The sequence below is a fragment of the Saccharococcus sp. Marseille-Q5394 genome (genome assembly GCF_946901335.1).
GTDB classification, from domain to species: Bacteria; Bacillota; Bacilli; order Bacillales_A; family Planococcaceae; genus Sporosarcina; species Sporosarcina luteola_C.
In genome coordinates this window covers 1175631-1189971 of record NZ_CAMPPQ010000002.1, presented here as the reverse complement: position 1 = coordinate 1189971, position 14341 = coordinate 1175631, and the positions used below count along the sequence as shown (strand labels likewise).

At 42.7% G+C, this 14341-nt stretch carries 11 protein-coding genes; 4 read left to right on the top strand and 7 right to left on the bottom strand.

The window, feature by feature from the left end; genetic code table 11:
• Positions 1–23: 23 nt before the first annotated feature.
• From OC538_RS16590 to OC538_RS16560, 7 genes are all read right to left on the bottom strand, one after another.
• Positions 24–479 carry a RidA family protein gene (locus OC538_RS16590; RefSeq protein WP_251696790.1) on the bottom strand — a complete coding sequence of 152 codons (456 nt, stop codon included), beginning with the start codon at positions 477–479 and terminating at the stop codon, positions 24–26.
• Positions 480–841: 362 nt separating this feature from the next.
• Positions 842–2104 carry a group II intron reverse transcriptase/maturase gene (gene ltrA / locus OC538_RS16585; RefSeq protein WP_262175895.1) on the bottom strand — a complete coding sequence of 421 codons (1263 nt, stop codon included), beginning with the start codon at positions 2102–2104 and terminating at the stop codon, positions 842–844.
• 679 nt (positions 2105–2783) lie between these two features.
• Positions 2784–4511, bottom strand: coding sequence for a thiol reductant ABC exporter subunit CydC (cydC, locus tag OC538_RS16580; protein WP_262177419.1), 1728 nt, complete (start codon positions 4509–4511; stop codon positions 2784–2786).
• Entirely contained in the window at positions 4508–6238 is a 1731-nt protein-coding gene (gene cydD, locus OC538_RS16575; protein WP_262177417.1) for a thiol reductant ABC exporter subunit CydD, read from the bottom strand. The genes cydC and cydD overlap by 4 nt, the downstream gene beginning before the upstream one ends.
• The gene (gene cydB, locus OC538_RS16570) at positions 6238–7212 is read right to left on the bottom strand and encodes a cytochrome d ubiquinol oxidase subunit II (protein WP_262177846.1); all 975 of its coding nucleotides are present in this window, start codon (positions 7210–7212) and stop codon (positions 6238–6240) included. The genes cydD and cydB overlap by 1 nt, the downstream gene beginning before the upstream one ends.
• A 29-nt stretch (positions 7213–7241) precedes the next feature.
• The gene (locus OC538_RS16565; protein WP_262177415.1) at positions 7242–8654 is read right to left on the bottom strand and encodes a cytochrome ubiquinol oxidase subunit I; all 1413 of its coding nucleotides are present in this window, start codon (positions 8652–8654) and stop codon (positions 7242–7244) included.
• Between the two features lie 439 nt (positions 8655–9093).
• On the bottom strand, positions 9094–9912 hold the full coding sequence (locus tag OC538_RS16560) for a ZIP family metal transporter (protein WP_262177413.1): 819 nt from the start codon (positions 9910–9912) through the stop codon (positions 9094–9096).
• 187 nt (positions 9913–10099) lie between these two features.
• Here OC538_RS16560 and OC538_RS16555 point away from each other — a divergent pair, with 187 nt between their 5' ends.
• From OC538_RS16555 to OC538_RS16540, 4 genes are all read left to right on the top strand, one after another.
• Entirely contained in the window at positions 10100–10741 is a 642-nt protein-coding gene (locus OC538_RS16555; RefSeq protein ID WP_262177411.1) for a hypothetical protein, read from the top strand.
• Positions 10742–11264: 523 nt separating this feature from the next.
• A complete protein-coding gene (locus OC538_RS16550) occupies positions 11265–12212 on the top strand; it encodes an agmatinase family protein (protein WP_262177409.1) in 948 nt (315 codons plus the stop codon).
• 110 nt (positions 12213–12322) lie between these two features.
• Positions 12323–12967, top strand: a complete 645-nt coding sequence (locus OC538_RS16545; RefSeq protein WP_262177407.1) for a transcriptional regulator — start codon at positions 12323–12325, stop codon at positions 12965–12967.
• Between the two features lie 102 nt (positions 12968–13069).
• Positions 13070–14329 carry an Nramp family divalent metal transporter gene (locus tag OC538_RS16540; RefSeq protein WP_262177405.1) on the top strand — a complete coding sequence of 420 codons (1260 nt, stop codon included), beginning with the start codon at positions 13070–13072 and terminating at the stop codon, positions 14327–14329.
• Positions 14330–14341 lie beyond the last annotated feature (12 nt).

The window sequence follows — 14341 nt, the reverse complement described above, 5'->3', positions numbered from 1 at the left end:
TCAAATCCATTGCCCAATTTCCGTTACTCTACTTCAACAATGATTTCTACTTCTACAGGTGTCCCTCCGGGAAGAGAACTCGCCCCCAGGGAAACTCTGCTATGCTCTCCTACTTCACCGAAAACCTCGATGGCCAAGGCTGAGACTTCATTCATGACTTCCGGCTGCTCGATGAAGTCTGGTGAACTCGCCACATACCCTTTAATATTGACGATTTTCCGAATTGAGTTAAGACTCCCTGTCATATTCCGGACAGTAGCCAGACAGTTAACGAATGCAATTTTCGCTGCATCTTGTGCTTCTTCGATTGTAACTGTATTTCCTACAATTCCTTGATATTTTAAAACCCCATCTACCTTTGCTGCGTTACCGGAAACAAAAATCAAATTGCCGGTGCGTACCCCATCTTCAAATATGCGCTTATTTGCTGGTGCTGAAAGTTTATAGCCTAAACCTTCAATTTTCTCTTCATAATTCATAAGCGTCCCTCCCGTTGGAAAAGTTTACTATTTCATAACACTTCACTTAGACTTTTAGTAGTCTGACTGTTATAAAATATCTCTTTTTAATATTGTAAGACAAATAAAATAGTAAGTCAATTACAAATTAATTACTTTAATGACATGAATGAAATTATAAACTGAATAGAAGAATTAAGCTTTAGTAGTTTCAAAAAAGTGCAAATTGAACTAGGAGTTTGTAAAGTTCATCTACCGTATCACCTACTACTTCAGATGCGTGAGAGAGGAAAACTCTTTTCCAAGCAAATCGAGTAGGAGGGAGCGATTAACTCCCGACCTCTCACACCACCGTACGTACCGTTCGGTATACGGCGGTTCAACTAAGATTGTTGACGCAAAGCTTCGTAACGAGATATTAGACTTTTGAGCCCTAGGGAACTCCAATAGGAGTTCCCTAGGGTTCTGTGTAGTATAGGACTTTTAGAAATTCTCCAGTAGCTCTTGCGTGAATTTCCCCATTCATATGCCTTCCCTATCGGGATGCCTAAACCGATGAGTTTTCTCGTCTTTGTACTGGGTTTCTTCCAATCCTTCCACATACACATCCGGAGTCTTCTTTTAATCCAAGAATCGAACTTAACGAACACGCTTGGCGTGTCTGCCAAGGCGAAATATCCACTCCAGCCCATAAGGTATTGGTTGAGTTTGTTTATCCGATATTCCATGGAGTAGGGTTTCTTCCTTGAGGTGATTTCCCTGATTTTAATCTTCATCCGTCTCACACTTTCCTTGGCAATACGAACCTTCGGTTCCTTACCACTGGTGAAACTGAATCCAAGGAATTTCCTCTTCCACGGACGGTCAACTGCAGATTTAGTTAGATTCACCTTCAACTTAAGCTTTCCTTCAATAAAAGAGGTGATGGAGTTCATGACCCGATTCCCTGCTTTCTTTGTTTTCACATAGATATTGCAGTCATCAGCGTATCGGACAAATTTATGACCTCTTTTCTCTAATTCCTTATCCAGTTCGTCAAGGACTATGTTGGAGAGAAGGGGACTCAATGGTCCTCCTTGCGGAGTACCTTCTTCACTGTTTGTCACGAGACCATTAATCATGATACCCGATTTCAAGTATTTACGGATCAACTTAAGGAGACGCTTGTCTTTGATTCTTTTCGCAAGTGTCCCCATGAGCCTGTCATGGTTTACCTTGTCAAAGAATTTCTCCAGGTCCATATCGACAACCCAACGATTTCCTTCCTGTATATATCCTTTCGCTTTCCTCACTCCGTCATGGGCACTTCGATTTGGTCGAAATCCGTAACTATGGTCTGAAAACGTAGGGTCGTATAGGGAAGTTAACACTTGGGCTATCGCCTGTTGAATGAAGCGGTCTATCACGGTAGGGATACCTAATAGACGCACGCCTCCGTCAGGTTTCGGGATTTCGACCCTGCGGACAGGTTGCGGTTCATAGGTTCCCTGAAGGAGTTCCATTTTCATGGATTCCCAGTGTTCCAGGAAATGCTTCCGTAGGTTTTGTACAGGCATTTCATCCACACCGTGGCTTCCTTTATTGCGCTCCACCCGCTTTAGGGCAGAAAGCAAGTTTTCACGTGATAGTATTCGCTCCATCAACATGTGTTACGCCTCTTTCCGTGAACAACGGTTCTTCTTATGCCAGTCCTGCTCCACCATCCCGAAGTCCCCAGTGGGATTCACCACTTCCTCCTTCGGGCATGCCTTATCGGTTATCTGTGTTCTTCACAGGTTACTGAATGCCAAGATGTTGTTCTCTCTTAATTGTTCAGCCCTTCCCATTCTTCTCGAGTTCGAATGGTACTATGGCTTCTGCTGACTTCTGATTGTTCAGCTATCCATCACTGGATAGGTTACCAAGTGTACTTGGCGTTTCAATCAGACCTCCCCAGGTAAGAGCGTAGTCTTTCCCTCCACCTATCTGCTTCATCTACTACATACGACCTTCGGCAGAAAGGGCTTTGTTTTGTTTGGCAAACTCACCCAATCGTACATAGCCTTATATGAAGTTCGTGTTCCTCAGACCGGAGGTTTGCCGCCCGCTTCCTTCAGATTCCACGTCACCATGGACACCCTTGCGTTAGGCTAACCGCTACTTCTGCCTTCGCGGTTCGGGACTTGCACCCTATAGACTACGCCCATGCTGGGCACACCAAAAAAGCATGAACGGTGAAAATCCGTCCATGCATGCTAAGTGCTTATTATGTCATGTTCTTACAGAAGAAAAAACTGAGCGGTAAATAGAGTAGTTCCACTCCTTTATCGCTCAGTTCCCAACTCATCAAATCCCTTTATCCATTTCATACAACGCACGGTACTTTGATGAAGTCGCTAGCAGGTTTTCATGATTTCCTTGTAAGACGATGTTGCCTTCTTCCAGAAAGATGATTTCGTCCATTTGTTCGATGCCCGCTAAATGATGTGTCACCCAAATGACCGTCTTGTCTTTTGCCGCATCGAACATTGTTTGCAGTAGGTCATGTTCTGTTTTCGGATCAAGTCCAATCGTTGGTTCATCAAAAATAACAATCGGCGTTTGCTGTAAAAGGACACGGGCGAATGCAATTCGTTGGCGTTCTCCACCTGAAAACCGATGTCCCATTTCTTCCATCGGCGTTTTCAGTCCTGTAGGGATCGAAGCGAGTAATTTCGTTAGTTGTGCTTGTTCAACAACTTCCGAAATCTCTTCATCAGATGCTTCGGGATTTCCAATCCGAATATTATTTTCCACCGTTGTATCAAAAAGATGTGATTTTTGATTCAAAATTGATAGCGATTTGGCAAGCAAGCTTTGGCTTGCTTGTTCACCGTTGATGAACACATTTCCTGCTGTCGGCTGAAGTGCGCCTGTCAAAAGTTTTAGCAGCGTTGATTTGCCCGTACCGCTCCGACCTAAGATTGCAACTTTCTTACCTCTGTCAATCGTCAAGGTCATCCCACTAATGACATCTTCCTTACTTTCTGGATAACGATAGGATACGTTTTGCATTTCAATCGCTGGTCCGTTTGCTTCGCGAATAGCTGCTGCCGCTGACCGCGGAGCGTGCCCTGGAGCATCGTTGGTTTCGGTTTCCACCTCTTGTAAACGTCGAAGTGATTCTTCATACGCGGGAATCCGTTCAATTGCTTCAGAAGCCGGTGAAAGGGCATCGGTAATTGCTAACATCATTAATGCAAAAGCTGCAATTACAGTTGGTGCTATTTGCCCTGTCTCCGCTTGGTTGCCTGCCCAAGCGATCATCGCCATCACTGCAATGCCGATGACAAGTTGAACTATAGCATTTCGCACATGTTGCCATCGATTCATTCTCTTTTCAATTTCTAACAAGTCGCGTTCATCGGTTTTATAATCAGATAAAAATGATTCAATTCGTCCACTGGCAATCCAATCCGATAAGCCAAATACGGCATCTGTTAATTGCGCGTATAATTGATTGCGTCCTTGTTTTAGCGCGATGTATTTACGTCGCGTCACGAGTAATGAAATAAAAGGAATTACGAATACAATAATCGCTAACACAAGCGCCATCATGAGGGCGAATACCCAGTCAAATAATCCAAGCACGCCAATCAATGCACCATAAACGAATAGCGATAAGATACTTGGAAATACAGTTCGTAAATAGAAATCCTGTAAATGCTCGATGTCCTCGGATAACATACTCAATAAGTCACCCGTTTTATAACGTGATTGCAATACTAATGCCTGAGGTTGCAGAACACGGTACAGCCGTGTTCGCATTCTCTCCAAAATGCGCAAAATGACGTCATGGCCAATGAGTCGTTCTAAATAACGCATGACTGCCTGGCTTATACTAAACGCCCGTACCGCCACAATGGGAACGTAGACGATCATAATATTTTCCGGGCGAAGGGCTGACTTTGAAATTAAATAACCCGATATGAACAATAACATCACACTAGATGCGACTCCAAGCACGCCTACCAATACGGTAAGCAGCATCCGCCCTTTATGTTGTTTCATATAAGGGATAATCCAAGTTCTCACAGCTCTCCTCCCCTTCCCCGGTTATGTCTAATTAAATCTGTATACACACCTTGTTTCCGAATTAATTCATCATGTGTACCACTTTCGATGAGACTCCCCTCTTTTAACACGATGACATGATCCATATCCTTCATCCAATGAATGCGATGCGTCGCAAGAAAGACGAGTTTCCCTTCAAATAGGCGAAGCATTGATTGTTTCAACTCATATTCTGTCTCAATATCAAGATGTGCTGTTGGTTCATCGAGAATAATAATGGGGCGTTTACTTAACAATGCGCGGGCCATCGCAATTCGTTGTTCTTGACCGCCACTTACTGAACGCCCCCCCTCGCCGATTTGGGTATCCGCTTGTTCAGGCAATTGTTCAACGAGAGCGCGAAGACCTGTTTCATCGCTGACCTGCTCGACTTCCTCATCAGTGGCAGTCGGTTCATAAAATCGAATGTTTTCTTTAATCGACGCCGGGAAAATATAAGGGTGCTGCGGGATATAGGCAATCTGACTTGTCCAATCCGTTCGCATGAGCGAAGGTGTTTTCTCTTCGTTCACTTCGATCAGCCCACTAGTCGGCTGTAAAAAGCCAGCAATAATATCGATGAATGTTGACTTTCCAGCCCCTGACTCACCTACAATCCCAATTGCTCCGCTACCTTCCCATGCAAATCGCAGGTTATTTACAATCTGTTTTTCATCTACACTAACTGTTACTCCATGAAACGCAATCTTGCTCATCGGTCCACATTCGATTTTCGCGTTCATCGCAGGGAGAGTTGTATCCTCATGTTCTTTAATGATGGTTTCTATTTGTCCCAAGGCAATTTGCCCGTCCAACGTCGCATGATAATCCGTTCCAACTTGTCGGATTGGCAAAAAGTATTCAGGTGCTAAAATAAGAATCGTTAATGCCGGTAGAAGAACGATCGCACCATCAATGAGGCGGAAACCAAGCCCAACCGCAACGAATGCGATCGACAAACTCGTAAAAAAATCGAGTGCAAACGATGAAAGGAATGCAATGCGAAGAGTTTTCATCGTCGCTTTCCGATATCGTTTGCTGACACGTGCAATTTTGCCTTCATGCCTTTCGCTTACTCCTAAGTACGTTAACGTTTCCAATCCTTTTAACGTATCGATGAAGTGATTCGATAGGATGCGATAGGTTTTATACTGTTTGTCTGCCATCTTTTGCGCCGCCATCCCAAGTAAAATCATGAAAATGATAATGATCGGGACAGTGGCGATTAAGATGATGGATGATATTTTGTCGAACGTAAAAATAGTAATCGCAAGTACCGCAGGGATGATAAAGGTACGGATCATACGTGGAATCGTGATCTCCAAATACGTTTTGACTTGTTCAATCCCTTCAATCGCAAGCGTAACGAGTCTCCCCGTTCCGTTAGTCTGCGCAAATCGTGGACCGAGTTTAAAATAGGAAGCGGTAAGTTGTTCTCGTAACGCTTTCGTTGTTCGGACTGCAAAGCGCTCTGACAACAGTTGTTGGACGTGGGATAAAACGTGACGCATGACGAAAAATACTAGGAATAAAAGGAGGTCTTTCCAGATTTCTTGAACAGTTGCCCCTTGGAATAAAGATGTCACACTTCGTCCCAAGAAAATGGCTTGAAAGACGATTGCACACGCTTCTACTAAAATGAGGAACGTCAGGGACGTATAGAGAGAACGGCTGCCGGGGTAAGATGGGAGTCCTTTTTTTCTTTTCATTAATACTCCAACTGGTCCTTCCCTTTGAGACGTTCACGAAATACGTAATAGCTCCACCCTTGGTAAGCTAGCACGAAGGGAATCAGCGTTAACGAAATATAACTCATCACTTTTAACGAATAGTCTCCCGATGAGGCGTTATAGACCGTTAAATCATTTGCTACGCCAAGCGTACTGATCATGACACGTGGAAACAGTCCGATAAAGACACTTGCGGTTAACGCAATGATTGTAATGGTCGTCATTAAAAATGAGAGTCTGTTCCTCTTCTTTTTATTCAATATCGTTGAGAGGAGCAATGTTCCCCAGGCTAACAGTGGCAACGCTATCCACCCAGTTCCGTGTGCAGTGAAGATATCTGTCTTATAAAGACCTGCTGCGGCAAAAGCAAGCAAGGCAAGCAATACCGCGGGTGCAAATCTCGATGACGCAACCCTTGCTCGTTCTTGTAGTTCGCCTTCTGTTCGCAGTGTGATAAATTGCAACCCATGTACGATGCAAAGAAGCGTAAACATCACACCTCCAAGCAAGGCAAATGGATGAAGCAATTGTAGAAACCCACCGATCATCTCCTTATGTTGATCGATTGGAACACCTGTCATAAAATTCGTCAATGCCACTCCCCAAAGGAATGGGGGGACAACGCTTCCAATAAAGATTGCCCAATCCCACACCTGTTTCCATACGGGATGATCTACCTTCCCTCTAAATTCAAATGCGACGCCGCGTAAAATTAACGCAAGCAACATGAACACAAAGGCAATATAGAAACCACTAAACAGCGTTGCATACCAATGTGGAAATGCCGCAAACATTGCAGCACCAGCTGATATGAGCCACACTTCATTGGCATCCCAAAACGGGCCGATTGAATTTAAATACACTCGCTTCTCATAATCATCGCGTCCTAAATACTTAGCCACCGTGCCGACACCAAAGTCAAATCCCTCAAGCACGAAGAATAATGTGAACATAAAAGCGATAAGCAGAAACCATAATTCACTTAGTTCCAAATATAATCATCCTCCCGACCGGATGGGTCAACAGCGTCAGCATCAGCATCAACCTCAACCGTTTTTTCCTGATATGCACCTTGCTTAATTGTGCGGACGTATAAATAAACCGCTACCCCCGCTAAAATCGCATACAACGTTGAAAATGAAATTAACGAAAATAGAACCTGCCCTGCTGTCACATTCGGGGATACGGCATCTTCTGTTTTCATGACACCGAAGACGACCCACGGCTGACGACCCATTTCCGTCATTATCCAACCGACAGTATTCCCGATAAACGGTAACGCTATAGCGTATACCATTACTTTCATGAACAATGGATTTTGTTCAAGTTTGTTTCTCCTTGATACAAACCAGCCGTATACTCCGAGAAGAAGCATGATTGTGCCAGCAAACACCATTGTACGGAAGCTCCAAAATACTGTTCGAACAGGTGGAATATAGTTGCCAGGCCCATACTTTTCTTCATAGTGCTTCTGAATCGTATTCATCCCTTCAACTTGTCCACTAAATTTATTGAACGATAAAACACTTAACATATAAGGGATTTGTATTTCATTTGTCGTTGTCTTTTCATAAGGGTTTATTTTTGCTACGACCGTAAACGGTGCCGGATCAGCGCTGTCTTCCCATAATGCTTCCGCGGCCGCCATTTTCATAGGCTGCGTAGTAAGGAGATGCACCGCTTGTTGGTGACCGACGAACAGAACGACAACTGTTGAAACCGTTGCAATGATGATGGATATCTGAAAAGACTTCTTGAACATATCTAGTTGTTGTTTCTTTAGAATTTTCCATGCACTGATTCCTGCAACGAAAAAAGCACCTGTTGCAAAAGCTGAGAATAAAACATGCGGGAACTGAACCCATAATTGCGGGTTTGTTAATAAAGCGAGGAAATCATTCATTTGGGCTCTGCCTTCAAAATATTCAAAGCCTACGGGGTGATGCATAAATGAATTGGCTGTTAAGATCCAAAAGGCGGAAAGAACAGTTCCAAACAGAACGAGCCAAATGGATAGCAAATGAACTCGTTTCGGCAAGCGATCCCAACCGAACACCCATAATCCAATGAATGTTGACTCCATAAAGAACGCAAGCAGTCCTTCGATTGCAAGTGATGGACCAAAGACGTCTCCGACGAATCTTGAATATGTCGACCAGTTCATACCGAACTGGAATTCTTGTAAAATTCCTGTTACAACACCGACTGCAAAGTTAATGAGAAACATGGTTCCCCAAAACTTCGTCATTTTTTTATACTTTTCATCGCCTGTTCGATGATAAATCGTTTGCATAATCGCAATCGTCAGTGCGAGACCGATTGACATCGGGACGAAAAGATAATGAAATATTGTTGTAGAAGCAAATTGTATCCTTGCTAAAAATATCGGATCCATTTCACAAATACACTCCTTTAAAGTAATGCTACGAATAATATTTCCATGAAACCAATTTACTTGGGATTCTTCATGGAGTATCCAAGTATACATGTATCTTTACACACTATCCATGCCGAAACGATGACTAATCAACGACATTTCTTTGTCCAAAGTTTGGCGGATTTGTGATCAATAATCTTATTGTGACAAAACAATTATCTCGATTGTTCACAATTGATCAGCGAGGTGAATTAGAAAGGTTTAAAAGATGTTTAATTATAAAAAAATTACTATATCATTTATTTTCGTAAGAATCCCTGCATAAAACAGGTGCCTTCATTTTTAAAAAAATAAAAACAGCCAGTGTGAATAAGTACACACTGACTGCTCTATGAAATGTATTATTTTTTTATACAGCGCTGTCTTCTGGATAGTAGCAGATAGTATTGTTCATCCCTTATCCAAATGCGACATCAAGTATCATCATGACTGCAAATCCTAGCATTAAGCATATCGATGCCAAGTCTTTATTGCCATTTTCCTGTGATCCGGGGATAACCTCTTCCACTACTACAAAAATCATTGCCCCTGCAGCAAAGCTTAAGGCGAATGGAAGAAGAGGTTGCATCGTTGTTACTGCAATTACACCGAATACAGCTGAAATAGGTTCAACCGCCCCTGAAAATTGTCCATAGAAGAAACTTTTCCTGCGTGACATTCCGTCTCTCCGCAGTGGCATTGAAACCGCTGTCCCTTCAGGGAAGTTCTGAATCCCGATTCCAATCGCCAAAGCAATAGCAGCTGCCATTGTCGCGGATGGCATACCTGCCGCCACAGCACCGAAGGCAACCCCGATCGCTAAACCTTCAGGTATATTGTGTAACGTAATCGCAAATACGAGAAGGGTGCTCCGCCGTCTACTGGCAGGATTGATGCCCTCCGCGTCTTTCATGGAAGAGCTCGGATGCAAGTGGGGAATGATCTTATCCGCAACCCATAGAAAGAGGCCTCCCAATAAAAAGCCGATAGCTGCCGGAAACCACGATGGAAACGAACTATTTTGTTCGGCCATTTCAATGGAAGGTGCGAGTAACGACCAAAAACTTGCCGCAATCATTACACCACCCGCAAACCCCAACATCCCATCCATCAACTTCTGATTGACTTTCTTCGTTGTAAAGACCAAAGCTGCTCCGACAGCAGTCATTCCCCACGTGAATAAAGTGGCGATCAATGCCTGTGCAATCGGATTCAGTCCTATAAAATAATCCAACATCAATAGTCACCCTCTTATGTCTTTATTGTATAGATTATCGCTATTATATGCGCCATGTTTCCTTCGTGCAACATTTAATTTTCGAGTATTTCCTGTTAGAATATAATATCCCCCACAACATTGCATGATATGATTAAGAAATGGCATTGAGCTACAATTACACAAGGATTTTTAGGAGTGACGAACAATGGATAAAAAAGAGCGACAATTAGTTGATTACTACTACACTAAGTTTGCAGATAGAAGCTTTGATGAAAAAGATGTCTTTAGCTTTTTACTGTTTATAAGAGAAGATGTGCAAGACAATAAAGTGATGAAGGAACTGGGAGACTTTATTGTACAAAGGGAAAATTGTACAGGGTTCGTCAAAGAATTTTTCGAGGAGTGCAAGCAGATCATTGAAAACCTCGGAAAAGGAAGAAAGCAAAAGATCGAGAACCTGTTCTCCTTTAAGGAGATTCGGAACGGCTTCAACGCGTTTTTCATCGACCAAGGCTATGAAAAAATGACACCCGAAGTAATTAACGACTTCATTTTATGTATTATTTCCTTATTGCAAAACGTTAAACTACTATCGGGTGACTCCAATAAGGAAATTGGCCACTTAAGTTTCGCAGCATCAAGCAAAGAATTATTTTTAATGGGCAATATGAAAGCATTACATAAAGGGCGATTCATACCCGTGACATTCCCTGTCCTATCCGTAAGGAACATGTACGAGAAGATTAAACCACAAGATGAAAATGACACCCCTTATCTATTTGATAACGAAATCATAGAAGTCGAAAATAATAACGGACAAATCATCATTACCTTCCCTACAATATAAAAAGCCTTTTAATATTTTTTTACTTAGGTGCCTGTGCATGACACAATTCAGTTAATACACTGCAATTGCATAAATGAAAAATGGGAAGCTCATCATATCAGTATTTGGTGGGCTTCCCTTTGTATTTATATGAATTTTAATGAATTGTCATAATTGCACCGTGCACAGGCACCGAGACAATTCAGTCAATACACTACAATTGCATAAATAGAAAACGGGAAGCTTTCCAAATCGGTCTTTGGTTGGCTTCCCATTGTATTTATATAACTTTTAATGAATTGTCATAAATGCACCATGCACAGGCACCGACATACGCGATTAAATGCCAATTTATAGTAAAGAAGAGTTGTTTAACGAGTAAAAGTAGTTGACCCCAATGGAACTCAGCCAATTCCACTAGTATTTAGCCCCTCTAAACATTTTTAATTTATTTAAAAAACCTTTGACTTTTTTTCAAAGAAACAGTACGATTCATTTTAGAAGTTGACTAATTTTCAAAACACATCGAAAGGAATTGATTTAATTGACTAAAATTCTTTATGGTAATACACCTTGCTTTTTAGGAGCAGAAAACATCTCTGCTACTAAATCTTTCGAGAATATAGATGCCGTTGTATACGGAATTCCATGGGAAGGAGCCGTTACATGGGGAGATTACACAGGTTGTGAACTTGGCCCGAAAGTGATGCGCTTAACTTCTGCTCGTTATAGCGGTTATTTACCGGAACTTGATCATATTGATGTGTTTGAACATATGAAAATCGGAGATATCGGAGACATCGATGTCGTACCTGCGGATGTAGATGAAACAATGAATCGCATTACAAAATTTTCGAGCGATCTATGGAAAAGCGGGAAATTTCTTATTGGCTTGGGCGGCGATCATGGCGTTACTTTCCCAATCGTGAAAGCGCTTGCTGAAACGGGTAAAAAAGTCGGCATCATTCATCTTGATGCACATTACGACAACCTCCCTTCTCATAACGGTGATCAATATGCACGATGCAGCCCGTTCGCCCGTCTATACGAGCAAGAAGGCGTCCGCAACGAAAGCATTATTCACACAGGAATTCACGGGCCAAGAAATATGCCCGAAGCTGGCCGTAATGCGAAGGAAGCCGGCGCTGTTACAGTAACGATTAACGATATTCGAAATGCGAAAGACTTAAAAGCACTTGCTGGTGAACTATATGCAATGGCAAGCAAAGATGTAGATTGTGTCTACCTAAGCATCTGCAGTGACGTGCTAGATTTTGCGTTCAACCCTGGCGGTCCAGTTGACGGCAACGGTCTTACTTCCTATGAGCTGCTAACGCTTGTCTACGAAATTTGTAAGCAAGGTGTCATCGGGATGGATTTCGTGGAAATCTACCCACAACAGGATCCGAACCAAAACTCAGCACACTTTGTTTCAACAGTCGTTTTATATGCACTCGCTGGTGAAATTGCCCACAAACAACAAAACTCGTAATTCTCTTTCCCGTAAATTTTGTAAGTCTTCAACCCTTTCCTGAGGTTGAAGACTTCTATGCAAAGCGCAATTAAAGCGCTTACATAAGAAAATGAAAAATGGTGATAAAAATGGCTGATACAAACGGAGAAATTAACAGTATTTTGAAGCGCTACGAGCCAATTGCTGATATGATTCATGCTACTTTCGGCAGCAATTGTGAAGTCGTCATACATGATCTAAGCAACGTCCAATCTTCCCTTGTTTATATTCAAGGAAACGTGACAGGTCGTGAAGTAGGTGCCCCTACAACCGAAGTTATTTTGAAACAACTACGCCAACATGGCAATGAAGTGAAAGATAAACTTGGATTTACGACACGAACGACAGACGGAAAAATGGTGAAAACCTCCATCTCTTTCATTCGGAACGATGAAGGTGAAGTCATTGGTTATTTGGGCATAAACTTCGATATTACTGCTTTTTCAATGGTTAACCAAGTGATTAAAGAATTTACCACTGTATACGATGCTGAAGAAAGTAGTAATCACCTGGATGAATCTTATGCGAAGAATATTGATGAAGTTTTTCATCATTTAATTAGCTCTGTAACGCTTGAAATCGGAGTTCCTATTCCCGAAATGTCCCGAAACGAGCGCATTCGTTTTGTTCAGAAGTTGGAAGAGAGAGGCGCTTTCCTAATCCAAGGTTCCGGGGACCGCATCGCTACTGTGCTGGGTGTTTCAAAACAAACGATCTATAACTATTTAGAATGAAGTAAGAAGAAAATAGAATATACACATGATGAAATCCTAGTTGGTTTCATCCACCCTGAATAAACGAAATATTTCAAACGTTGAAACGAGAGGTGTACTACAATGACTAACGTTGAACTTGAGAACGTCCAAGTTGCAGAGAGAAAATCATTACTAGATAGATTAAAAGTGATTGGTCCTGGCGCCATCATTACTGCTTCTTTTATTGGCCCGGGGACAGTAACAACTGCTACTCGAGCAGGTGCTTCGTATGGATATGCAATCCTCTGGGCGGTCGTCTTTTCGATCATCGCGACAATCGTGTTGCAAGAAATGACAGCACGTCTCGGCATCATTACGCGCAAAGGTCTGGGGGAAGCCGTTCGTGAACAATTCTCCAATCCCATCTTAAAATATGGCTCCATGTGGCTTGTCATGATTGCAATCAGCGTCGGGTGTGCTGCTTATATGGCCGGTGATCTGCTCGGGACATCGCTCGGCATTTCAACGTTGACGGGCATTTCACCAAATGTGCTTGGTCCAATTGTAGGCATCATCATTTTATTTATTGGACTGAGCGGAAGTTATAAATTGATTGAACGGATCATGGTCGCTTTGATTGCCATCATGAGTTTGACGTTCATTACGACGATGTTTGTTGCAAAGCCTAACCTTGGCGAATTGTTCCAAGGTGCATTCCTTCCGACGATCCCAAGCGGTTCCATCATTATGATCATAGCTCTGATTGGAACGACTGTTGTGCCCTATAATTTATTTTTACATTCCTCCATGGTACAGGAACGTTGGAATAAACCGACCGACTTGAAAGAAGCGCGCATTGATACGATTGTCTCGATCAGTATCGGGGGACTGATTACAGCGGCGGTGTTAATTACCGCCGGTGCGATGATTCAAGGTGTTGAAGTTTCAAGCGCTGCAGACTTATCCCTTCAACTGGAACCTATTCTAGGACAATGGGCGAAAGCGTTCATGAGCCTCGGACTGTTTGCAGCAGGATTTTCTTCGGCACTCGCTTCCCCGCTCGGAGCGGCGATGACCGTAAGCAGTGTGTTGAAATGGGAAAACGGCATGAAGGACAAGCGTTTCAAAACTGTCTTCGCAACTGTGATGATCATCGGCATCGTCTGTTCAGGTCTTGGCTTTAATCCTCTCGACGTGTTATTGTTCGCACAAGCGCTGAACGGTATTTTACTCCCAGTAATCGTCATTACGCTTCTTGTCATTATGAATAACAAAAAGCGTCTCGGTGAATTTGGAAACTCTGTGAAGGCCAATATTATCGGCGGAATCGTCGCTGTCATTTGTACGTTCCTCGGTATATATAGTTTGATCGATGCCATTAAAGCTTTTATTGGAGCGTAAATGTTACGCTGC